This window comes from Paenibacillus sp. FSL P2-0322, from assembly GCF_037975315.1.
GTDB lineage: Bacteria > Bacillota > Bacilli > Paenibacillales > Paenibacillaceae > Paenibacillus > Paenibacillus polymyxa_B.
In genome coordinates, this window is sequence record NZ_CP150243.1 from 3,227,360 (window position 1) to 3,251,581 (window position 24,222).

23 protein-coding genes and 1 pseudogene are annotated in these 24,222 nt (G+C 42.8%); 5 read left to right on the top strand and 19 right to left on the bottom strand.

The window, feature by feature from the left end; genetic code table 11:
* Positions 1–108: 108 nt before the first annotated feature.
* The 6 genes and pseudogenes from MKY24_RS13960 to MKY24_RS13985 form a co-directional block, all read right to left on the bottom strand.
* Positions 109–1,011, bottom strand: a complete 903-nt coding sequence (locus MKY24_RS13960) for an ROK family protein (RefSeq protein ID WP_023988912.1) — start codon at positions 1,009–1,011, stop codon at positions 109–111.
* 60 nt (positions 1,012–1,071) lie between these two features.
* Positions 1,072–1,878, bottom strand: coding sequence for an HAD-IIB family hydrolase (locus tag MKY24_RS13965; protein ID WP_339202325.1), 807 nt, complete (start codon positions 1,876–1,878; stop codon positions 1,072–1,074).
* Between the two features lie 469 nt (positions 1,879–2,347).
* Positions 2,348–2,631 (bottom strand): annotated as a pseudogene (locus MKY24_RS13970) (MFS transporter); the annotation flags it as partial.
* Between the two features lie 11 nt (positions 2,632–2,642).
* Positions 2,643–3,644, bottom strand: a complete 1,002-nt coding sequence (locus MKY24_RS13975) for an ROK family protein (protein ID WP_068942569.1) — start codon at positions 3,642–3,644, stop codon at positions 2,643–2,645.
* A 455-nt stretch (positions 3,645–4,099) separates the two neighbouring features.
* Positions 4,100–5,056 carry a tyrosine-type recombinase/integrase gene (locus tag MKY24_RS13980; protein WP_076295085.1) on the bottom strand — a complete coding sequence of 319 codons (957 nt, stop codon included), beginning with the start codon at positions 5,054–5,056 and terminating at the stop codon, positions 4,100–4,102.
* Between the two features lie 383 nt (positions 5,057–5,439).
* On the bottom strand, positions 5,440–5,712 hold the full coding sequence (locus MKY24_RS13985) for a hypothetical protein (RefSeq protein WP_339200211.1): 273 nt from the start codon (positions 5,710–5,712) through the stop codon (positions 5,440–5,442).
* Between the two features lie 169 nt (positions 5,713–5,881).
* Here MKY24_RS13985 and aiiA point away from each other — a divergent pair, with 169 nt between their 5' ends.
* The 3 genes from aiiA to MKY24_RS14000 all read left to right on the top strand — a co-directional run bounded on the left by aiiA (position 5,882) and on the right by MKY24_RS14000 (position 7,569).
* Entirely contained in the window at positions 5,882–6,637 is a 756-nt protein-coding gene (gene aiiA / locus MKY24_RS13990) for an N-acyl homoserine lactonase AiiA (protein WP_071558670.1), read from the top strand.
* A gap of 69 nt (positions 6,638–6,706) precedes the next feature.
* Positions 6,707–6,886, top strand: coding sequence for a hypothetical protein (locus tag MKY24_RS13995; protein WP_339200212.1), 180 nt, complete (start codon positions 6,707–6,709; stop codon positions 6,884–6,886).
* 515 nt (positions 6,887–7,401) lie between these two features.
* On the top strand, positions 7,402–7,569 hold the full coding sequence (locus MKY24_RS14000; protein ID WP_007432475.1) for a hypothetical protein: 168 nt from the start codon (positions 7,402–7,404) through the stop codon (positions 7,567–7,569).
* Positions 7,570–7,671: 102 nt separating this feature from the next.
* On the opposite strand, the gene MKY24_RS14005 is transcribed toward MKY24_RS14000, so the two are convergent.
* The 11 genes from MKY24_RS14005 to MKY24_RS14055 form a co-directional block, all read right to left on the bottom strand.
* A complete protein-coding gene (locus MKY24_RS14005) occupies positions 7,672–8,718 on the bottom strand; it encodes an iron ABC transporter permease (protein WP_076265286.1) in 1,047 nt (348 codons plus the stop codon).
* A gap of 1 nt (position 8,719) precedes the next feature.
* Positions 8,720–9,784, bottom strand: a complete 1,065-nt coding sequence (locus MKY24_RS14010; protein ID WP_025720646.1) for an iron ABC transporter permease — start codon at positions 9,782–9,784, stop codon at positions 8,720–8,722.
* Between the two features lie 223 nt (positions 9,785–10,007).
* Positions 10,008–10,970 carry an ABC transporter substrate-binding protein gene (locus tag MKY24_RS14015; RefSeq protein WP_339202327.1) on the bottom strand — a complete coding sequence of 321 codons (963 nt, stop codon included), beginning with the start codon at positions 10,968–10,970 and terminating at the stop codon, positions 10,008–10,010.
* A 56-nt stretch (positions 10,971–11,026) separates the two neighbouring features.
* Positions 11,027–12,742, bottom strand: a complete 1,716-nt coding sequence (locus tag MKY24_RS14020; protein WP_339200213.1) for an ABC transporter ATP-binding protein — start codon at positions 12,740–12,742, stop codon at positions 11,027–11,029.
* A gap of 32 nt (positions 12,743–12,774) precedes the next feature.
* Positions 12,775–13,782, bottom strand: coding sequence for an ABC transporter substrate-binding protein (locus tag MKY24_RS14025; RefSeq protein ID WP_339200214.1), 1,008 nt, complete (start codon positions 13,780–13,782; stop codon positions 12,775–12,777).
* 219 nt (positions 13,783–14,001) lie between these two features.
* On the bottom strand, positions 14,002–14,922 hold the full coding sequence (rbsB, locus tag MKY24_RS14030; protein ID WP_023988925.1) for a ribose ABC transporter substrate-binding protein RbsB: 921 nt from the start codon (positions 14,920–14,922) through the stop codon (positions 14,002–14,004).
* Between the two features lie 34 nt (positions 14,923–14,956).
* A complete protein-coding gene (rbsC, locus tag MKY24_RS14035) occupies positions 14,957–15,925 on the bottom strand; it encodes a ribose ABC transporter permease (RefSeq protein WP_013310465.1) in 969 nt (322 codons plus the stop codon).
* 1 nt (position 15,926) lies between these two features.
* Positions 15,927–17,408, bottom strand: coding sequence for a sugar ABC transporter ATP-binding protein (locus MKY24_RS14040; RefSeq protein WP_023988927.1), 1,482 nt, complete (start codon positions 17,406–17,408; stop codon positions 15,927–15,929).
* Positions 17,409–17,438: 30 nt separating this feature from the next.
* Positions 17,439–17,873 carry a D-ribose pyranase gene (rbsD, locus tag MKY24_RS14045; protein ID WP_023988928.1) on the bottom strand — a complete coding sequence of 145 codons (435 nt, stop codon included), beginning with the start codon at positions 17,871–17,873 and terminating at the stop codon, positions 17,439–17,441.
* Between the two features lies 1 nt (position 17,874).
* Positions 17,875–18,753, bottom strand: a complete 879-nt coding sequence (rbsK, locus tag MKY24_RS14050; protein WP_339202330.1) for a ribokinase — start codon at positions 18,751–18,753, stop codon at positions 17,875–17,877.
* Positions 18,746–19,774: a LacI family DNA-binding transcriptional regulator gene (locus MKY24_RS14055; protein WP_053325576.1), complete on the bottom strand. Its 1,029-nt coding sequence runs from the start codon at positions 19,772–19,774 to the stop codon at positions 18,746–18,748. The genes rbsK and MKY24_RS14055 overlap by 8 nt, the downstream gene beginning before the upstream one ends.
* Positions 19,775–19,986: 212 nt before the next feature.
* Here MKY24_RS14055 and MKY24_RS14060 point away from each other — a divergent pair, with 212 nt between their 5' ends.
* Positions 19,987–20,715, top strand: coding sequence for a DsbA family oxidoreductase (locus MKY24_RS14060; RefSeq protein WP_023988931.1), 729 nt, complete (start codon positions 19,987–19,989; stop codon positions 20,713–20,715).
* Between the two features lie 94 nt (positions 20,716–20,809).
* On the opposite strand, the gene MKY24_RS14065 is transcribed toward MKY24_RS14060, so the two are convergent.
* Together MKY24_RS14065 and MKY24_RS14070 are read right to left on the bottom strand one after the other, a co-directional pair.
* Positions 20,810–21,598 (bottom strand): SDR family oxidoreductase, encoded by a 789-nt coding sequence (locus MKY24_RS14065; RefSeq protein ID WP_023988932.1) that lies wholly within the window; start codon positions 21,596–21,598, stop codon positions 20,810–20,812.
* 188 nt (positions 21,599–21,786) lie between these two features.
* A complete protein-coding gene (locus tag MKY24_RS14070; RefSeq protein WP_023988933.1) occupies positions 21,787–22,791 on the bottom strand; it encodes a copper amine oxidase N-terminal domain-containing protein in 1,005 nt (334 codons plus the stop codon).
* 250 nt (positions 22,792–23,041) lie between these two features.
* On the opposite strand from MKY24_RS14070, the gene MKY24_RS14075 reads away from it, so the two are divergent.
* Positions 23,042–23,959, top strand: coding sequence for an AEC family transporter (locus tag MKY24_RS14075; RefSeq protein ID WP_264453707.1), 918 nt, complete (start codon positions 23,042–23,044; stop codon positions 23,957–23,959).
* Positions 23,960–24,222 lie beyond the last annotated feature (263 nt).

The following is a 24,222-nucleotide window of genomic DNA, read 5'->3' on the forward strand; positions in this document are numbered from 1 at the left end:
GTCTGTAATGCAAAAAAGGCGTGTCCAAAGTTAAGGCACGCTCTTTTATTGTTATTTTATTTGTTTGTAATACTCAATCCCGCGCTCATCGAAATATAACTTTTGTTATCATTCAAGATGATAGGATTGTTTGTAGTTATATATAGCACCTTGCAAATTCGCTTCATTGCCTAATCTACTTTGTTCAATATCTGCACGCACAAAATTATAGAAAGAATCCTTATAAAGCTTTTCTAGCTCTTCCCTAATGGTAATAACCAGTAAAGGATTTTCAGATATGCCTCCCCCAATTACAAACTTTTCAGGATCAAGTATGGATTGCAAATTAATGATTTGTGTTGCGATGTTCCTACAGTATTCTCGAAAAATCGTTTGGACCGTGCCATCACCTTCTTCAATGAACTTGAATATCTTTTCACCTGTCATAGAATCTGCAGGAAGGTCTTTGGCTTTCGCAACGGTTTTAGTTAAAACAAAACTACTCCCTTGCATACCAAGCAGATAATCATCATTGTCTGCATTTTCGTTGTTCGTTCTAATGAAGGAGAACTCCCCAGCTGATAAATGATGGCCCTTCAACAATTTCCCTTGAGAGATGATTCCACCGCCCATCCCTGTTCCAACGACCAGAACGACACCATCGGTAATCCCTTGTAATGAACCACGCCATGCTTCTCCAAGAGCAGCACACTTTCCATCATTTTCAATCGCTACAGGTTTGTGAAACGCTTTCTTAAAAACGTCAAGCATATTTATATCATTTATATATCTTAATGAACCGCCATGCACCATGTGACCGCTTTCCGAATTCACAATACCTGGCATGCTGACGGCTATACCTTCACATTCATCCATAAACTGATTATGAATTTGCTTCAAAGCTACAAGCAGATTCTCAAGTGAGTCCAATGGAGTTTTAACTTTCCCCTTGCACATAAATTCACCTTGAAAATACAAACTAAATTTAATAAAAGAGCCACCAATATCAAAAACCAGTATTTTATTTTTCATGCTACGTATAGTCCTTTCATGAGGCAATTTGGGGTCTTCTCTCCATAACGATAATTAATATTATTGCTTTTGTAAATCCATCATTTTTTTTATCGTTAATAAGACACCGTTTTCTTCGTTGGATTTAGTGATAAAACTGGCTGCATTTTTAGTATTATCACATGCGTTTTTCATAGCAAAACTATATTTTGCTATACTCATAAGTTCCACATCATTTTCACCATCTCCAAAAGACAGGGTCTCATCCTCAGTAACCCCCAATATCTCTTGGAGTTTTCTTACCGTCTCCCCTTTATGGGTATGAAGGGCTGTAATATCCAGCCAATTTGCTTCAGAATCAACGATATAAATTCGATCCATTAGAGTCTTTTCAACATGTTTTCTTAATAAGGAACTTCTTCCAGTTGGATCATATACAGTTATTTTAAGAAAGCTACTGTTGATTTGATCAAATGAATCAATTTTAATCACTTCTTTATACGAGCCTTTCACAATTTTATAGTATTCGTCTTGAATATAAGAATGAACAAATGCTGCTTCCGTTGTACATGCTATGATAATGAAATCATTGGAAAAACTTTCGATGTCTCTTATCGCTTGTAAAGCTAAATTGCGTTCAATCGTAAACTCTTTGACGACGACTCCATCCTTTTTAATCCGCGTAGCACTGTCCCCTAAGATCCAGATCCCTTTTCCGTGCTCGCCAAATAATTCTTCTACTCTTTCACACTGCTTGCCTGTACAGGCTACAAAGGAAATATTATTTTCTTGCATTTCTCCATACACCTGATTAAATAATTCTACATCAAAAGTGCTACTATTATTCAGAAAAGTACCATCCAGATCACTTACTACCAGTTTAAACATATATAAATCCTCCCTTAATATATAAAGATCTTTATTAGCCAAGTTTAATTTACGGCTTTTCATTTTCTTTCCATGGATCAACATCAAAATCTTTATTAAAATCTTCAAACATTCATTTAATAGGTGCATTACATACCCTGTACACTTATTAAACCATTTAATTAAACATATTAATAAAGTGAGTAAAAAAAGTTACTTTATTAAGTGGACATACAAAGTTATTCAAAAAAATCATCGATGGAGCGGTAAGGTTTTACTTCCTTAGGCTGCCCGGATAATGCTAAGCACCAATAAGTACCAACCCATATAACTGAGCAAAGTAAAATCAGTGAGATCATAGAGTGCCCTCGCTTTCTCTTTTAGGTTACACGTTTACTTTAGCTGATGAAACGCGTTTCAGGTCAAGCGATAATTTATAGAAAAGCACATTTTTGTCATGGATGTTTATGATTTAAGATATAATCTTGGGTTAACCGTTCAAAGTTCTCTTTTTCAATGTACGATTCACTTGTTCTGAACTGAACAGCATAAAAAGAAGGAAAACAATGACGGCAATCGGGAAAAAATGAATACTTGTCTGAGAAGCTATAACCCCAAAAATGGGAGGAAGTAATGTCGTTCCTGTATAAGCAACTGCCATTTGATATCTCATGAGTTTGGAAGAATTCTCTTTACCAAACCGAGTTGGCGTTTCATGAAGAAGTCCAGGGTAAATCGGCGCAAGTCCTAACCAATAAGAATAAACCCAGGTAATCATATATACATTATTTAAAGACAATGATTGGACGTTCCAATTCTTTTAGAGTTAACCCTCTCAACCCTGTTTTAAAATCTTCATAAAATAAATCTGAGAAAATAACCTTAGGATACAAAGGCATCTTATGTTTAGATTTGTAGGATTCTAAAAAATGAAAGAAAGACACTTCTTCTATATTCTCTCTATAGATCACAATTCGATCAGGATCAAATACAGATTGTAATATTTGAATAATTTCACATATACTATTGAAGAAAACTTCCGTTCCCTTGCTCTCATCCCAAACTATCGACGGAAGGAATTTGATTTCACCAGCTAATCCATGTTTGCCTTTTAAAACCCCATTTCGCAAATAAATCCCCATTCCTGGTGGAGAATTCTCAGGAAAATAAATAGCCAGTACACATTGATCTTCATCTATTTGTTCTCTATAGACGTAACCACATACAGCGGCATTTACGTCATTCTCCACAATAACCGGCAAACCAAATTTGCTTTGCACATCCTCTGCCAACCGAATTCCATTTAATCTTTCATGACTGCTGACTGTAATTTCTCCATTTACAGATTGTCCCGGGATTCCTATTCCAATAACTTTAATGGAAGGATAGAGGGAAATGATGTCTTGAATCGTGGAATAAAATTGTGTAGCATTAAAAATTTGAAAGGGATGCTCTTCTTTCATCAGAGCATCCTCATTTAAATTCACTACCGTAGTACACACTACATCTGTCCCTTGTTTTTCGTTAATATGTATAATCAGTGCTAGACTATACTCATAATTAAAACGATAGGTTAACGCATGCCTGCCTCCGTTTGAAGGGACGATTTCATCTTCAAAGATCTCTCCATTATTAAGCAATTCCTGCATAAGGGTATTGATAGTTACCACACTTAAATCAGTCAATGCGGCTAGTTGGGGTTTTGTTGTCTTACTGATCTGTTTCAATACTTTGCGAACCAGGTTCAGATTTATTTCTTTAATTAAATTTGTATTAGCTTTTTCCATACATAGCACCTTCTTTTTATAACATCATAAAACAACTTTATAAACCATATTTATAAATTTGTTTCACTAATTTTGCAGTAAAATATTACCTTTGTCAAGGTAATATCGTACTAACCTTTAATTCACTATTGCTTTCCAGCTTATTCTGAATTATTCTCATGCTTAACATAAGATGATCGCTAAAATAAGGAGGCTAATCTATTGAAGAATGCTGTTGCAGAACCAAAATCGAATCGTATGCGCAAAATGATTGGGTGGCAGCTAATCAGTATCAGGTTGGAGCAAATCAATCAAAAACAAAACTAACGCTATGAAAAAGAATACTACGTTCATGATCATAATGACCTAAAGCCGTTGATGTGATTTTCAAGTCAGGATGTAATTTCCTCTGACGAGTTTGCATAATGATTATTATGTAAACTATTTTTCATTTAATCTCAACTTTCATGCTATACTTACAATCTTGATATTGGTATCTGAATATCCAGCTTATCCATTGCTTTTTCTTTTTCCCGATCAGTGACATGTGTATATACTGTGGTTGTCTGAATGGATGAATGCCCTAGTAGCTCCTGTACGGTACGCAGATCTGCTCCCTTACGTAATAGCATTGTCGCAAATGTATGTCTCAGCTTATGGCTGGAATAAGCCTCCCGGCGATCTATACTCTTATCTTGCTGGAATCGTTCGAACGTTTCTGTAGCGATCTGTTGAATGGTGCGCACTGCCAGACGGCGGCCTTTTTGGGATACGAACATCGCATCCTCTTTACCTCTCCACGGCGTCAATCTTTCCTCCAACGCATGCTCTACAAAATCACATACGGCTTCCGGTACCGGGAGAGTACGCCACTTACGCCCTTTACCGAACACATCTAAGGTACGTCTTTCTCGGCTGTAATCCGAGACATTCAATGAATGAACCTCCCCCACCCGCAATCCCATGTAGACCATCAGCAGAAAAATAGCCATATTACGATTTGCATATTTCCCCTCCACCGCGAGCAAAAACGGATGAATATCCTTTTCATCCAGATAGACGGGCATACGATTCTTTTCAGTCTTTGCTTTCTTAATTCCCGCTGCCGGATTTGTGCTGCATAACTCAAATTCCTGTAGCGCTTTAAAAAAACTGTTCACCGCTGCATGCTTCCGGTTCCGCGTACTATCTCCGGCGCCTCCCTCCCGCGCTTTAGACAAATACGACATAACATGAATCTTCTTCACCTGATCGAGTGGTTTTTCACGCAACGTGCGCAAAAATTGCTTTACATCCCCCATATAATTTTTTTGCGTATGTATCGTATATCCCGCATCCTTCATCCAGATCAAAAAAGCTTCCAGCTCCTCAGTATATATTTCATCAGTTTCTTCAGTTGTATCGAGCTCCACATGTCGCAACTCTTTTTTCATCCCGTTCGCCTCCAATTCAGTTCATATTCCGAAATATACTGTAAAACGATCATTTTCGTCTGATTTTTATCGACAATTCAATCGACATCTTATGCAGGAGAGATTCTAAAAGTCGTTTTAAACCTAAACAGCGTATAATTTATATTATACGCTGTTTTTTTAGCGCTTTTTAAGTATAAATAAAGCGCTCCCCTCTTGTCCAGCCTGGTATCGCCTTCAAGCAGACATTTCAAAGCACTTAACGGGGTGGCATAGGGTCAGAGGGGGTCGATCCCACAATGTAGACAAATTAAAACACGCTCAAGAAAAGTTCTCCGAATGTAATTCATTCATATCCAAAACAAAACTAAATAGCCAATAGTCTTGCATGCAGCACCACTTCTCTACTTCATCAGCAAGCTGGGGCGCTGCTCTCGATCGGTAGCAGTCAAAATCGCCATAGCGGCCAAAACATGAATATCATATGCAGTTTCCAGCTCGCTATCCGGATCATCTTCCGGCGCGTGCACCATCTCCATATGATAGCCTGCTAGCTGATTGTAATTTTCACCCAATAGCAGCAGTGGATCACCAAGAATTTCACCGATTTTCGAGATGATGACCGTGTGATCCAGCTTCTGGGCAAATTTCTGCTGGACGCCTACATGCCTTATCATTTAAACTATTAAAAATTAATTTTCGAAAGAGTGAGATTACAACGACAGCATGAGGCTCCAGCACCCGGATCTTACAAACGAAAATACAAACATCACTTTCTGTCAGCCGAAACCCTGATTCATAACTACATAATAATTATTATGTAAACTAAGATTGGAGGATGATTGTATGATTAACAAATTGTACTGGTTACCGATCGGTCAGCTTGATATTGATCGCTCCTCACTCAACCATCATGCACAGCCCGGTGAACTGGTGCGCCTGCAAATCTGGTCGTATCTGCTGGAGACAGATCACGGTCCGATTCTCATTGATACCGGTATGCCGGATTCGTTTATCAACAATCCAAATTATTTTAAAAGTACACCGTTTGAAGGGCGCTTCATTCCCCATATGTCAGCCGATGATAGTATCGTGGCTGTACTGGATCGGATCGGCTATCAACCGGACGATATCCATGCCATCGTAATCTCTCATATGCATATGGATCATGCTGGAGGCAATCCGCATTTTCCGAATACACCGATTTATGTGCAGCAGACCGAAGCAGACGCTGCGATCGGTAATCTGGAGTATGCGCCACCGGAATGCGTGCAGGCGGACTTGAATTACCGACTGCTTCAAGGGGATCATGAGCTGGTTCCAGGTTTGCAACTGTTCTATACTCCGGGTCATTCGCCGGGTCATCAGTCCGCGCTGGTCACAACAAAGGAATCGGGTCCGGTCATGCTGACGATTGATGTTGCCTACACGCAGGAGAATTACGCAAACGACGTGCCGTTTGACGGCTTTGACCGTGAACAGGCACGCCAGTCAATCGCCCGCATTCAGCAGATTGTGCAGGAGGTTAAGCCGAATCTGTTGTTCTTCGGTCATGATCCTGAGCAGGTAGCCGTTCAGCCAGTATATCCACAATACAAATAATGATAATAAAGCAGCTATTTCTCCACCATTCCGGATCTTTTCGGTCCGGGGTATAAAGAAATTGGTATTATGAATGCACACAAAATAGACGTATCCAGAGCCGTGCTTCATTCGGATCATGGCTTCCAGTATACGTCTACGGCGTACACACAGGACTTGAAAAGTTCGGCCTCAAAGGCAAGTGGTGCGGACTGGCAGAATAGTCGTAATTCGGCCAGCTCCTCTCATGAGCTCAATTTCTTCATTTGATTTTTAAATAATCATTATTGTATCTCCTCACTTCCAAAATGTTATAGCCTCTTATTCTTTTCTTTTCATTAGGTAGTTGTAATGACTCCGACATTTAGAACTGCAAAATTTGGTTAACTGAGCTCGCTGATATGGAATAAACCAATGATTGCATTGAATACACCTTTGCAGTTCTAGTTGCTCCCCTCCATAGCTTTCAGCAAAATTTTAAATGGATTAATACACTAAATCCGTTTATATCAAAAAACATGAGCTAGTCAAATTATATACATGAAGTTAATTACGACTAATCCCCTGTTATCGCCAGCATCAGGAAGTATATCTAAGAACTCATGGGGTGAGTCGCTGTCGACACGGCATGGATGATGAGAAAAAGTAATTTGCAGTCTCGCTCCGTTTTCCCTTGATCATCTAGCACGATATACTTAAAGAAGTCGAAAGGCAAACTTATATTCAGCCTATGCTCATTTCAAAAATGTAGGTTTATTCATGACAAAGGGAGTGTTCATTTATTTATGAGTACCGAAATGCTGGAACGTCGAAGTGAAATTCTAAAACGAAACATCCATCAGTTGCTGGTTCAGGAAAATCAACACGGCGTGACACGTCAGGAAAATTACACGTTGCATAAAATGATCAGAGAGCTGCATCAAACCTCTCATGCCTTGAATACTTCCCGTTGAGATGAAAGGCTGCTAAATCAAATGAAAAAAATAACCTTCAGCCCCACTTCCTTAGTGGTATTGAAGGTTATTTTAATTGACAGGTGGTATCCTTTCGTGATGTTACCCTTTGGAGCGACTCAGCAGATATAAAAAGTATGGCGCACCAATGATGGCTACAATCAAACCTGTCGGTATTTCTTTCTGTAAAGGTAAGGATCGTGTGATCGTATCCGCTACAAGGACCAGGAGTGCTCCGACTAAAGCACAGGTTACCAGTAGCGTTTTATGCTTCGGACCCACCAGCTTTCTCGCCAAATGTGGAGCCACCAAACCGACAAAGCCGATACCGCCGCTAACCGAAACACTAGAACTGGCCAATCCAACCGCAGCAGCGAGAAGGAGAATACGTTCCTTTTCGATAGGTGTACCCAACCCCGATGCCGTCTGATCTCCCAGATTAAGCACATTCATCACATTTGCTTTGTAGTATGCGAAAGGAAGCAATACAATCAGCCAAGGCAACAGAGCCATTACGAATTTCCAGTTTGAGCCCCAGATGCTTCCTGCTAACCAATTAGCTACAAACGTGTAGCTTTCAGGTGTCAGCTTAAGAGTCATAATGATCATCGCAGCACTGATACCCGCCGCTACGCCAATTCCGCTCAGCAGTAGCCTTGTTGGGGAAATTCCTTCGCCTTTCTTGTAAGAAAGCGCGTAGATGAGAATAGCAGCTGCTCCTGATCCAATCAGCGCAAGAGCGGGAAGTAAAAACAATGAATTCGTAGTTTGCATAGATGGAAAAAGCAATACAAACAGCATGACCATCAGCCCGGCGCCCGCATTAATCCCCAGAATACCAGGGTCCGCTAGGCCGTTACGTGAGACCCCTTGCATGATGCAGCCAGAAACAGCGAGACCTGCACCGATTAGAAGAGAAATAACCATTCGCGGCAATCGGAATTCAAAGAGGATTAATTCCTGCTGTGGAGTCCCTTGTCCAAACAAGGTTCTAAATAGCTCCATTGGCGAAAGCCGGATGGTTCCCGTATTCGCGCTTATGGTGAACGCAGCAATGAGCAATACGAGCAGAATAATTACAACCATCCAATCATGGATTTTTTTACGATGACTAGCTTTGGCAATAGCCCCATTCGTAACGTTATTCATCTTACAGCGCCCTCCTTTCTTTACGTGCCAGATAAAGGAAGAATGGAACCCCAATTAAGGCAATAAGTACGCCCACCGGTGTTTCCTCAGGTGCGTTAATCATACGGGCTGCCAGATCGGCAAACACAATGAGTAAAGCTCCCATAATGGCCGAGCATGGAATAATCCAGCGATAATCGACGCCAACCAGCTTGCGGGTTATATGGGGAATAATTAATCCCACGAAACCTATAGAACCAACCAACGACACCGCTGCACCCGCCAGAATCAGAACAAGAATCATCCCGACTACCTTTACCACCCCAGTTCGCTGACCAAGACTTAACGCAATTTCATCTCCCAGACTAAGCAGCGTAATAGAGCGCGACAACATGAGAGCGCCGATAAAAGCTGCCACAACCCAAGGCAAAACTATACCGAGCTGAACCCACTTGGTTCCACTAAGCCCTCCGGCATACCAAAAGGCTAAATCCTGTCCAACATTAAAGTACAAACTAATTGCATCTCCTAAGGCAGACAGCAATGCCGTGACAGCTGCGCCCGCCAATACAAGACGAACTGGCGTAAGACCTGATTTGGAGATGGAGCTTGTACCATATACCATCACAACAGCCAGAGCTGCACCAACAAAGGAATACAACATTAACTGTAAAAAGGAAGATCCGGGAAAAAGGGCAAAGCAAATCGCCATCGCCAAGCTGGCTCCCGAGTTCAGTCCAAGCAAGCCCGAGTCAGCAAGCGGATTTCGGGTCATTCCTTGCATAATTGCACCTGCTACGGCAAAGCAAACTCCGATTAGAACCCCACCCAGAATCCGAGGTAGACGGATTTCCCAAATAATTTGATGGTTTTGTAACTCGGGTTTAAAATGAAAAACGGCGTTCCATACCTCTTCTAGCCTAATAGAGGCTGCACCAAAAGATAGGGATAGCGCGATACCGAACGCTAAAAGTCCAAGCCCAGCTGTCAGGATAAGCGAAGCCGCCCAAGGTCGCGAGTGGAATTGAGTCGGCGACTGGTTATGATTACTTTGAGCAGGGCTATCCGATGATTCTGATAATTTCATAACTATTGTTCACCCTTACTGTTGAATAGTATGTAGCTATCACGAACTGTGTTGAAGATGATGTTGATAATGAGAATTATTATCATGCAATCTTTACTATTGTAAATTAATGTGGCAACGGCTTCAATAGCAAATTTCGAGGAATGCCTAATGATCTGCCCTATTGTGAAAAATAAAGCCCTTCGGCATAAATACCAAAGGGCTGCCAACAACACCGAAGCGACTACTTCTGTGCGGCGTTCTCTTTATTCCGCTGGACGATCATATCTGCGATTTCTTCAGCTTGCCCTACAATAGCGATGGGATCGAAGTACCAATATCGATCCTCTTGGAGCTCAAAAACCTTACCTTGCCGGACTGCATTCAGTGATTTCCATATGCTGTCTCCTTCGTAAGCGCCCAAATCCTTGTTAACCGTCAGAAAGATATAAGAGCCGGCATATTGATTAATGACTTCTTTTGACACCGATTTCCATTGAGTCTCACCTAATAATTCTTTTTGGACAAGCGGCGGAGGTGTCAAATTCAGTCCTCTGTATACCGCCTGTCCTCCTCTGCCAAAATTATCACCATAGACATAGTATTCTTTTTCCGAAGCTTCCATTACGGTGAAAGTATCTCCAGGCTGAACAATTCCCTTTAGCTTGTCACGTGCAGCCTGCATTCGCTGATCGTATTGAGCAAGCCATGTTTTGGCTTCCTGTTCTTTTCCAAGCAGTTCACCAAAAGCTGTCAGTTCCTCATGCACATTCTTGTACGTTCCATAAGGAATCACGATGGTCGGAGCAATTTTACTGTATTTTTCATATTCAGAAGCATCTTTGGAACCAATCAGAATCAAATCCGGCTGCAGAGTCAATACTTTCTCAATGGATACACTTCCGCGGTCTCCAATGCTTGTAATTCCCTGTACAAGATCCTTCGAAAACGGATTATCCAGATAATATTTAACACTTCCCACAGGTTTAATTCCTAGTGCTAATAAATCATTCAGGTACAAATCCACTACAACCCGCTGAGGGTGAACCGGTATCTTAATATCTCCATGAATCGTTTTGACTGTTTTCGTTTCCTCTGATTTTTGTTCACTAGAAGTTTGATTCTGCTTTTCATCCGGCTGCTTTACGTTTCCACCACAGGCGGTAAGAACTAAAATGACTGACAGAAGCATCATCACAATCCACATTTTCTTTGTCAAACTCGTTCATTCCTCTCTCTATTTACGGCGTCATATCGACCTATTTACGTTCCATATTGAGCTTGGTGCAGGCGGCTATATGCCCCTTTTACTGCTAATAACTCTTCATGTCTGCCTTGCTCGGCAATCCCTTGATCTGCAACTACGATAATGCGGTCAGCATTTTTGATCGTTGCCAAACGATGCGCAATAACGAGTGTCGTACGGCCTTGGGATAGCTCTGTCAGCGCCTGCTGAATCGCGGCTTCTGTCTCTGTATCCAATGCTGATGTCGCTTCATCTAAAATGAGAATTGGCGGATTTTTAAGGAACATCCGGGCAATAGACAAACGTTGCTTTTGACCACCGGAGAGCTTCACACCTCGCTCACCGATCATTGTATCCAGACCATCCGGATATGAGCGAACAAGGTCTTCAATCTGAGCTCGACGAGCAGCATCCCAGATTTCTTCTTCCGAAGCATCCAGCTTACCATAAGCGATATTTTCACGAATCGTTCCATCAAAGAGGAATACATCCTGCTGTACGATACCAATCATGGATCGCAGCGATTCCAGCTTCATTTCACGGATATCCATCCCATCAATGGTAATGCTGCCTTCCTCGACATCGTAGAAGCGAGGCAACAAACTGCAAAGTGTCGTTTTACCTGCTCCTGAAGGACCCACAAGTGCTACGGTTTCACCCGTATGGATAGATAGGTCCACTTTGCGTAATACCTTGTCTTTGTTCTCGTAACCAAACGTTACACCTGCAAATTGAATATCTCCGTTAAGATGGCCAACCGCCTTGGCCCCAGGCAGATCTTCTACATCCGATTCACTTTCCAGCAAATCCAGATACCGTCGGAAGCCGGCAATCCCTTTCGGATACGTTTCGATGACAGAATTAATTTGTTTAATCGGCCCCAGGAATACATTAGACAGCATCACAAATGCGATAAATTCCCCGTAGGTCATCTGTCCTTCGATAACAAACCATGTTCCACACACAAGCACAAACAATGAAACCAGCTTCATTAGTATAAAACTAATTGAGGAATTCCAGGCCATAATCCGGTACGCGATCAGCTTCGTTTTACGGAAACGCCCATTATTTTCAGCAAAACGTTCCATTTCATGTGCTTCGTTGGAGAACGCTTGAACAACGCGAATCCCGCTGACGTTATTTTCAATACGAGCGTTATAATCCGCAATATCAGAAAACATACGATGGAAAGCAGCAGACATTTTTCGGCTGAAATAAAGAGACAAGTAAATCATGAGGGGTACAATAATGAAAGTCAGTACAGCCAGCTTCCAGTTAATACCGAGCATGATACCAAAGGCTCCCCCCAGTGTCATCAATGCGATAAACAAATCTTCGGGGCCGTGGTGAGCAATTTCCCCAATATCCATCAGATCGTTGGTCATACGTGAAACGAGATGCCCTGTTTTGTTATTGTCAAAAAAGCGAAAAGATTGCTTTTGTACTCGATCAAACAGCTTTTTACGCATGTCCGATTCGATGTTGATGCCCAGCTTGTGCCCCCAATAGGTAACCACGTAATTCAGCGCAGCACTTATGACATAAATACCGAGTAGAGCTAGACAGGCATATAAAATCCATTTCCAGTTTCCGCTAGGCAGCAAATCATCGACCACCCGATTGACTGCAAGCGGAAAAGCCAACTCCAGCAGTGCAGCCAGCAAGGCACAAGAGAAATCAATGATGAACAAAGTCCGGTAAGGACGGTAGTATTCAAAAAAACGTTTAAGCATAGTCATTGCTTCTCCTTTCTAATTTCGAGCGATTATTTAGGATCGATGGAAAGCATGTTAACGGCTTCATCCAGCGATTTGTCAATAGCAAGCGGTGAGTAGGTAAACCACGGGTCGGCTTTGATGAAATACACTTTGTGGTTCTTGACAGCCGGGAGATTTCTCCACAGTGCACTTTGCTCAATTTGCTTAAGCATTCCGTCCTTAGTCGCTTCATCATAAACCAGCATAATAATACGGTCTCCTGACAGTTCGGGTAACTTTTCCATTGAAATGCTATCGTATACAAAGTTAAACTTCGGGTCATTTTCCAGCTTCTGTCGTATGTACTCAGGAGGATTCAATTCCAGTGAACGGTAAATGACATGTCCTACATTTCGCGCTCCATATACTCTTAGCACATCCTTACCGTAGGTCATATAAATGGTAACCGTTTCATCTTTTTTGAATTTTCCAGCCAGCTTCTTTCGACCTTCTTCAGCCTTTTTGTCGAAACTAGCGATCCACTGCTCGGCTTCCTTGTCCTTACCCAGCACGGCTGCGATATCCCGCAGTTGCTTAAATACATCCCCATCTCCAAACAAAACGACTACGGTTGGAGCAATTTTATCCAGCTGCTCTTTCACTTCTGGCGTGGTATCTTCTGTTGTGATGATCAGGTCCGGTTGTAGCTCCAGCACCTTTTCTACATTTGTCGGGTTCCCAATATCCGCAACTCCGTCAATCTTACCTTTTAAATAGTTGCCTTCCAACAAATGGGAAGCAGCACCTGCAGGCTTAACTCCCAAGGCCAGCATAGCATCCAAATATTGTGTCGTGACAACTCGCTGTGGATTTGCAGGGATACTGATCTTATTGCCAGTGGCATCAGTATACTCGCGCATGACAACCGTTTTGGATTGCCCGGAGGGATCATTAGTGCTAGTCTTGTCGTTTGTCTGGTTGTTACTAGCTGCGTTTCCACATGCACTCAATACAACCATCAAAAGAACCACAAGACAAAGCGTGGATTCCCATTTTAATCTGTACCTTTGTTGCACAATATACGTCCTCCTTAGATATATACAATTCATTATATGATAGTGATTCTCATTATCATATAATTGTTATTCTATCTTTTACCGTCTCTTCTTACAATACAAAAATAAAAAACTTCCATTTATGTGTATGTATCGTCATTGTAGAATAGCCAAAAAAAGGACTGATGCGCATTACAGCATCAGTCCGAATAGCTTAATATGTTGAGTCAAGCGCCCTTTTTATTTCGATTGATCCACTAACTCCAGCTTAGCGGGAATGGATGTTTTCACGGTTTTACCTTGAAGTACATCCTTGGCTGCCTGCACCGCCAATTGACCAATAAGCTCGGGTTGCTGAGCTACGGTGGCTGTCAGTTTCCCTTCCTTAATTGATTTAAGCGCATCCTCGTTACCGTCAAAACCGATGACTGGAATGTTCTTACCTGAGCTTTGGATTGCTTCGATCGCACCCAACGCCATTTCATCATTGTGGGCAAATACTGCCTGTACGTCCGGGTTTCCTTGCAGCAGATTTTCCATCACGTTCAAACCTTTGGTCCGATCAAAATCGGCCGATTGTTTTGCTATGACTTTCAGATCCTTATCTGCTACTTCATGGAAGCCTTTCCCACGTTCACGGGTAGCGGATGCTCCTGGAACACCTTCCAGCTCAATCACTTTGGCACCTTTTCCAACTTGATCAATCACATATCTGGCAGCCATTCGTCCTCCCTCTACGTTGTCTGAAGCGACGAGTGCTTTTACGTCTCCTTTGTCAGCAGAACGATCCAGTGTAATAACCGGGATGTTCAATGCATTCGCTGATTGTACCACAGTGGAGATGGCCGACGAATCTGTCGGATTAATGAGTAACGCGTTTACTCCCTGTTGAATCAGATCATCCACGTCATTACTTTGTTTCGCCGAATCATTTTGTGCATCCACAACAATGACCTGCATTCCTTGTTTTTTGGCCTCTGCCACAACTCCGTCTTTGAGAGAGACGAAGAATGGATTGTTCAGCGTTGAGATCGACAAGCCGATTTTAATGTCCTTCAGGTTCGCGGCCGCTTTAGGTTTGGCCCATTCGGGCGGTTCCAAGGAACACCCTGTCATGAGCAGGAGCAGCAAGGCAGTCATGATTAATATAAGCTTTTTCATATTTATGTGTCTCCTTCTACGCAGATTAGGTGTATTATGCGGATTTTTTACGGTCAATCAATACAGCAATAGCGATGACTATCCCTTTTACGACCATTTGATAAAAAGAGTTAACCCCCAGCAAGTTCAAGCCATTGTTTAGTGTACCGATGATAAGCACACCAATTAACGTACCTACGATTCGTCCGCGTCCTCCCGAGAGGCTTGTTCCACCTAATACGACAGCCGCAATGGCATCCAGTTCATAAGAAGTACCCGCTGTCGGTTGTGCCGAGTTCAAACGTGAGGTCAAGATAGCACCCGCCAACGCGGAAAGCATTCCAGCCAGAGAGTAAATCCAAATTTTCACACGCGGTACTTTAATACCGGATACAATCGAAGCCTTCTCGTTACCACCGATGGCATACGTTTTGCGTCCGAATGGTGTTTTATGCAAAATGATCCATAGGACAGCAAAGGTAATGAGCATCGTAATCGCTGGAACCGGAATACCGAACTGATAGCCACGACCGAACAATTGAAATACCAGACTGTCTCCGAGTCCTGTAATAGGGTTACCGTTGGTATAAACGAGTGTTAATCCTCTGAAAATGGTCATGGTTGCTAGTGTAGCGATGAACGGAGCCATTTTACCTTTCGTAATCATCAAGCCGTTGACCATGCCCATCACGCCACCCAATGCACAACCGATGATAATCGCCAAAATAGGATCGAACCCGGCCAGCATCATATTTGCGACAAACGCACTGGATAGTGCTAATATGGAGCCGACTGACAAATCAATTCCGCCTGTGAGAATAACGAAGGTCATACCGAACGCAATTAACGCATTAATGGATACCTGGCGCAATAAATTCAAAATATTAAGCGGTTCCAAAAAGCTGGGATTTAAGACCGATACGATAATTACCAAAATAATGAGTCCCAACAACGGGCCAAGCTTCTGTGTGATTTGTGACATTTGAAAGCCTTTGCTGCTTTTTGATTCATTCATAGTTGTCATATTACTGTCCTCCTGTAGCTAGCGTCATAATATTTTCTTGTGTGGCTTCTTCCCTGCTCAGCTCTCCGCTGATCTTTCCCTCGTGCACCACGACAATACGATCGCTCATGCCGAGTACCTCAGGGAGTTCCGAGGATACCATGATAATCGCGACTCCACGTTCGGTCAGCTCGTTCATCAACTGGTAGATTTCCCGCTTGGCTCCCACATCCACACCTCTCGTCGGTTCGTCAAGAATGAGCACATTTGGACCAATACCTACCCATTTGGCAATAACCACCTTTTGCTGATTACCACCTGACAAACTGCGAACCGTTGTTTCGCCCGATTGGGTTTTAATTTGTAAGCGCTTAATTAAAGTGTTAACAAAATCTAGCTCTTTTTTACCTGAAATAAATCCTTTTGAAGTAAAGCTGAACAGATTTGGCAGCACCATATTTTCCCGGATGGAAAAGTCCAGCACCAAGCCCTCATCTTTTCGGTCTTCTGTAATGAAGCCAATCCCAAGTTTCACCGCATCATCCGGCTTACGAATAGACACTTTTTTTCCACGCACATGAATCTCACCACGATCCAAAGCATCCAGTCCAAATAACGCCCGCATGATCTCGGTCCGTCCCGAGCCCATTAAGCCTGAAAAACCTACAATTTCCCCAGATCGTACAGTGAAATTCACATTTTCAAATAACCCTTTATGCGAAGCATTTTTGACCTCCAGCACCACTTCTCCCAAAGCAGGCGTTCTTACCGGGTAGCGTTCAGTCAGCTCTCTACCCACCATTTTCCGTACAACTTCATCAAAATGCGTATCGGGAATCGCCTGAGTATCCACCGTTTTCCCGTCACGCATGATGGTAATCCGATCACAGATCGCGAATATCTCCTCCATCCGATGTGAAATATACACAATCGAAACACCATCTTTTTTCAAGGAAGTAATAACCTCGAACAGCTTCTGAATTTCTCGTTCGGTTAAGGCGGCTGTCGGCTCATCCATCACGATAACTTTAGCATCCGTCATGAGTGCTTTGGCAATTTCAATCATCTGCTGTTGACCCACTGAACAATCGCCTGCTTCACCGTTCAATGGAAGATTTACCGAAAGCTTGCTGAATTGTTCATTTGCTAGCGCTTTCATTTTGGAGCTGTCTAGTAAGCCCCACTTGGATGTCATTTCCTTGCCGATAAATAGATTTTCCAGCACGGTCATCTCCGGCCACACATTCAGTTCCTGGTGAATAAAAGCAATTCCTTTTTGCTCCGCTTCTTTGGGGTCGGCAAAATAGGTTTCCTGACCGTCAATGATGATCGTTCCCTCATCTCGCCGATGCAGTCCGATTAAAATATTCATCAGCGTTGATTTGCCTGCACCATTCTCACCCATGAGGGCATGTACTTCTCCTTCACGAAGATCAAAGTCAACACCACTCAGTACCTGATTGGTTCCAAAGGCTTTGTGAATTCCTTTCATTTGAATCTGCATGCTGTACCCTCCTTTTTATTCAACATTGATTTATCCAAAATGAACTCCTGCCTGCAAAATACAATTGGCAAACGGCTTAGCCTCTCCTGTACGAATGACCGCCTTCGCATACCGGGTCAGCTCCTTGAATTGTTCATGAGGGCAAAACTCAATGACGGCTGCCTGCTTATTAAGCTGTGGCTGTTCTAATTGCTCCCCTGCAAAGGTGCGCATAATATACTGTAATGCTTGTTCATTTTCTTGTTTAATTTCTTCGGCCAGCATTACTTTTTCGATCACCATATCTGCTGCAATGACATCAACGACGTCCTGAAAGGATGGAACCCCCAATTTAAGGGCCAAATCAATTTTGGTAACGCCTTCAGGAACAGGTAAGCCGGCATCAGCCACGACAATATAGTCTGTGTGGCCGAGATCCGACAGTATTCTGGATATATGACTGTTTAGGATTCCATGTTTCTTCATATTATATTTGCTCCTCCACTTCACGTCGGGTTGGCATTCCACCTTGGGCTCCAAATTTGGTTACGGACAATGACGCAGCACGATTAGCAAATTTCACACTGTCTGCCAGCGAATTTCCTTCAGCCAATGCCACTGCAAAAGCAGCGTTAAACGTATCTCCTGCACCTGTTGTATCAACGGCTTCTACTTTATAAGTAGGAACCACGACTTCCTGTTCTCCGTCGAAGAACCGTACACCGTTGCTGCCCTCAGTCACAAACAGCTTGTTGGGATATTTGCGCAGCGCTTCTTGAAGGCTCATATCCTTAAACATAATGGCAGCTTCATGCTCATTAGGCGTAATGTAGGTCGCATTCGCAATTACGCTGTCATCCACCTCGCGAGCCGGAGCTGGATTCAGCAACAAGGGTACCTGGTACTTCGCACAAATTCCACTTACATAAACAACCGTTTCCGACGGTATTTCCTGTTGAATTAACACAATATCCGAACTTCGGATGACGTCAAGCGCTTCTTCCACATAGGCAGGTGTCACTTCATTATTTGCTGCTTTTACCACGACAATACTGTTATCACCTTCAGCGAGTACAATATGCGCTGTACCGCTTTCCATATGTGTAACCGGTTTCACATAGCCAGTATAAACATGATTTTCTTCAAAATTACGTAAAATCTGTTCTCCAAAATGGTCATCCCCTACACGTCCAATCATCGTAACGTCCGCTCCGAGTCGTGCTGCGGCTACTGCCTGATTGGCTCCTTTACCTCCAGGTACGGTTGTAAAGCTTTCACCCAATACCGTTTCACCAGCACCGGGACGTTTGGACGAAGTAACTACGAGATCCATAGAACTGCTTCCGATAATCGAAATTTTAGCCATCATGATCCACCTTTCTTGTCGTTTCCCGTTCTATAAATTTGACGGGCAATTGTATGCTTGAATAGGTAAGTACTTTCGAATGAAGATTAGGTACGCTTGACTTCGTTACTTGCGACTGCTCAATCAACTGAATGAGTAGCCCTGCTGCTTCCCAGCCCATTTCATAAGCAGGTTGTCGGATCGTTGACAAAGGCGGGAATAACAAACTACTTAATGGTATATCATCAAACCCGATAATTTGAACATCATCCGGGATTTTCTTTCCTAATCTATGTGCCTCATGCATCACCGCTGTAGCCACGATATCGTTACTTGCGATAACTCCGTCCGTATCCGGGTACTTGCTAAACAGCTCTTTGGCCCACGACTCGGCCTCCTTGAACGAAAAGGAGGTTGTCTCGACCACATGGTAAGCAATTCCGGATTGCTGAAGCTCTTCAACCGCCCCGCGAAAACGGTCTTGTGCTGGACGAATATGTGCAGGGCCCTGCATGACTGTAATTTGTTTGCTGCCGCGGGCAACCATTTCTTGAGCAGCCAAGCAACCGCCATGGGCTCCATCTGCATATACGGAGAGGCTGTCACTGGAAGTTCGATCGAGAAAAACGACCGGGATCTTCAGTTTGGCATAACAATCGGCATCGGGATCATTGGTAGAAGAAATAACACCAACGACATTATTTTGAACAAAAGTATCCATGTAATCCAATTCTTTTTGGCGATCTTCATCACTATTACCGAAAATAATCCGAAAATCATTTTCCTGCATTCGATCCTCCACCCCACGAGCTAACAAGGGAAAGTAAGGGTTCGTAATATCCGGCAGCAGCAGGCCGATTAATCTGGATTTCTTTTTATACAAAGAACGTGCAACTTCATTAGGCTTGTAATTTAACTGCTTCACAGCAGCCTCTACCTTTCGCCGTGTATCCTCATGTACATATCCAGTTTCATTAATAACTCTGGATACGGTCGCTACGGAAACACCTGCAAAGCTGGCGACTTCTTTAATTGTTGTCATAGTGTAGGTTCAACTCCAATGTGTAACCGGTTACACATATAAAATATCACAGCATTAATTTTTTGACAAGCATTAATTATTTGCACGTTGAATGCTTTAGCTTTATAATTCTTATTGTAACTAATGAAGTTCCACCTTAATACACATTCTAAAGGGGGGAGCACCACTCCCAGTTACTCAATAAAATACGTATACATGGAGGCTTTTTCCTGATGAATATCGAAGTTTGGTCTGATTATATGTGTCCATTCTGTTATATCGGCAAACGCCGTTTGGAGCAAGTATTACAGCAATTCCCACATCGCAATGAGGTGCAATTGACATTCAAGAGTTTCGAATTGAACCCGAATGCTGTGAGAGATAGTGGTAAAACGATCAATGAAGAACTATCAGCTAAATATGGGGTCAGTCTGCAAGAGGCTCAGGCTATGAATGATCGAATGAACGAAAACGCACGCTCTGCGGGTCTTGATTATAATATTCATGCCATGGTGCCGACGAACTCTCTTGATGCTCACCGCTTAACACTTTGGGCTCAAACACAAGGCAAAATGCTGGAGCTGAGCGAGCGTTTATTCCAAGCTGTTTTCATCGAAGGCAAGCATACAGGGGATCATGAAGTGCTGGTAGCGCTGGCTACTGAAGTTGGTTTGGATCAAAAGGAAGCGGCTGCTATATTAGCCAGTGACCGTTTTACCGACGAAGTTAGAGCTGATGAAGCCGAAGGCGCTGAATTGGGTGTTCAGGGTGTGCCATTCTTTGTATTTGATCGAAAATTTGCTATTTCTGGTGCCCAGCCGGAGGAAGTATTTCATGATGCGCTTCAAAAAGCATGGGATGAACGCTCACCTTTCACCATGATAAGCGGCAGCTCGTCCAAACAAGATGCAGGTGGTTTATGTACCGATGAGGGTTGTGAGCTTCCAGGCCGTGAGGGCTGAACAGTCCGTGAATGAAGATTTTCTACTTCCTAAATAAATTTTAAAAAAGCGTGCCAGCACTCAATTAAACCTGAGGCTGGCACGCATCTTTATTTTATAACGATTTAATCATTCCGCCATCCACAAGGATGGTACTCCCTGTCAAATAGGATGAAGCTGAAGACGCCAGAAAAGCAACAACTTTACCGAACTCTTCAGGCTCTCCATACCGTCCCAATGGAATGCCCTCTTCTGCTTGTTTGCGAACCTGATCCGTCGTTTGCTGGGTTTTCTCAGCTCGATGCTCGTCCAAGCTACGCACGCGATCAGTTGCAATTCTCCCCGGTGCTACAGTATGTACCAGAATATTATGAGGAGCTAATTCCAGAGACAATGTTTTTGCCAATCCAGCAACTCCAGTACGCAGCGTATTTGAAATGATTAACCCCGGAATTGGCTGCTTAACTGAGGAAGAAGCAATATTTAAAATCCTACCGCTTTGTTGTTTTTTCATATATGGTAACACTTCACGGATCAACCGGATATGACTAAGTAAATTTTGTTCAAAGGCCTGCATCCACACTTCATCTGTAAAATCATCAAAGGTACCGGCAGGAGGCCCACCCGCATTGTTAACCAAAATATCCACGGTGCCAAACAAATCAGCTGTACGGCGGATGGCCTGGGAGATATGTTCTGGTTTTGTTACATCGCAAACTACATATTCAACGCGGCCACTCGCTGTTTCCAGTAATTCCGCCTGCGTCCGCTGAAGCTCTGCTTCGTTCCGTCCTGAAATGACGACATTCGCACCCTCGCGTGCCAGCTCTCGTGCGCTTGCCTTGCCGAGTCCTTTACTGGAACCTGCAACAAAGGCTGTTTTTCCCGTTAATCCTAAATCCATCTATGACACTCCCTTTTCTAAGCGTTCTCTATTTAATTGTACACATGACCAGCACATAATGCGAATAGCTTGGTAGTATTATGAAGGCTATCTGTCTTCTCACCATTAAAAAGAATACGAAATCATTAATTTCAAGGTAAAACAAAAAGGCCTGACAGTTAGTCAGGGCCCTTTTTGTTTACAGCACGTTATGATGTTGATGCAGGTGTTGTTGTTGTCTGCTCGTATACAACAACGGACTGGCTCTCAGGCTCCCATTTAACATTTGTCCCCAAGGCCTCTCCGATTACCCTTACAGGTACCATTGTCGTCCCATCCACTATGGATGCTGGCTGCTCGATAGAATACGGCTGACCGTTAATATATGCTTTCGGACTGTTAACAAATAATTTGACGGACACGCCGTTACGGGTGACAGTAACAGCCTTTTCTTTCGGATCCCAGGAAACCTTTGCATCCAAAGCTTCGGAAGCTGTTCTAAACGGAACAAGTGTGGTCCCATTGCGGTTAATCGGTTTGGCATCGTATTTTTCACCATTCACGAACAGCTTCATACCCGACGGCCGTCCGGCCTTCTTCGAGAATTCACCCAGCTTTTTGTAGCTGTCCAGATCGGACACATTAGCCAGTACCGCCTCCTCCTGCATGTAAACGGCATCAGTCACATTTCCGTTTTCAGCCAGTAGCTCAGCTGCCTCAGTCAGTGCTTTACCAGAATTCCGGATCAATTCAAGTTCAGCAACCTGCTCCGGAGTCAAACGGTTTGGGTATTTCGTAAGCAGCAGATTCGCAATAACCGCTCCTGCCGGCTTATCCTTCGTATTTTCTACCGCGTGAAGCAGACCCTTATAACCGTTGCGTCCCTTGTGACCATTATGGTCTTTGGACTCCTCGTATGTATCATCTGTTACTGCAACAGGTTCGGTTTTTCTGATTTCTGCGTGTTTGTCTTTTTTTCTGTTTTCATCCTTTTTCCCGGATGCTTTGTCCTTTTGTTTTTTGGACTGATCATTGTCTGAGTCATGGGGATTGATTAGCTCTTCCCCGCTCTTTTCATTCCCGTCTTTAACAGACGTCTTTGCTTCCTGTTTGTCCTCCTGATCATTTCCGCGTCCCTGCTTGGCTTCAGCGGTTCCCGCTGCCAATCCCAAGACCAGTATACACGCTAGTAAGGCTGTCCAAGTGTTTCTCATGATGCGATTCCTCCTTATAGTAAAGACCGGGCTCAAATGTCCCTAGATGTATTAACGGCTTCTCTAAGCTGATTTTTTATCTTTTCTTATCTAATGTGTGAGACACTACTATAGCTGCAGTCCATATTGTCAAAATCACTATAAAATTTTATTATACGCCTAACCTATTTACACAGTATAATGAGAATTACACATGCATTTTTAAGAATCAGCCTTTACATTCGCATAATAGAAAGAAGATGAAACAGACATGTTCGGCACCATTCTTTTGGACGTTGTTTTACCTATTTTTGTACTTATCGGTTTTGGTTGTATCATGCAATATTATTTTCGACTGGATTTGTATACCTTAGCTAAAATCAATTTTTACTATATCACCCCCGCAGTTGTGTTTACAGGTCTTTATAACTCGGAAATTTCTTTAATGCTCATGGGTGAGGTTTCACTTTTTTATGCCTTGTACATAGCTATTCTGTACGTAATCAGCACTATCGTCGCCAGATCTCTGAAATACAGCCCCGGAATGCGTGGAGCTTTTACAAATAGTGTAATGCTAGATAATTCAGGAAATTATGGTCTGCCAATCAATCAGCTGGTGTTTAAAGGTGACCCGTTGGCCATTTCCGTTCAAGCTCTGATTATGACCTTTCAAAGCTTTGTCACTTTTACATACGGCACTTTTGTTGTGCAAAACGGCAAGGCCAATACTCGAAAAATATTAATTAACTTTTTTAAAATGCCTGTTCCCTATGCGCTTGCGCTAGGTTTGCTCCTTAATCTGCTGCATAGTCCGTTGCCTAATTTACTGGCTGAACCTTTGAATTATATTAGTCAGTCGATGGTTGCTGTGGCTCTGCTTACTTTGGGAGCACAAATTGTGCAATATCCCTTTCGTTTGCGCCGGACAGCCGTGTACATTAGTATGGTACTACGTCTGATTGCTGGTCCAATGGTCGGTTTTATGCTCGTCTTGCTGCTGGGTCTTAAGGGGATTCCGGCTCAAGCCTTGCTCATTGCATCGGGTATGCCTACCGGCGTTAATACAAGTATTTTAGCGGAAGAATATAAAAATGAACCCGATTTTGCCGCACAAACAGTATTACTTTCTACGATTGTGAATGTCATTACGATGACACTGTTAATTTCAGTATCCCGGCATCTTGTTTGAGGTGTATGATAAATATAAAAAATGGATTAGAGACGCTTTTTGTCTAAGGACAGGAGCGTTTCTTTTTTGAGATAAAGGAACATATGTTCGTGTTAGTGTTTCTTTTTTCTACTTAAAGTGGTGTGTTTGTTTTGTGGAGATCGTATGCGAGAAAGAGTTTTTTTATTATGAATTTTTCATATAGTGAAATAATTATATTATATAATTTGAATCTCTATTAGTAGCTGTTTTCAACTTGTCGTTGCTTTTTCCCCAAAAAAAGA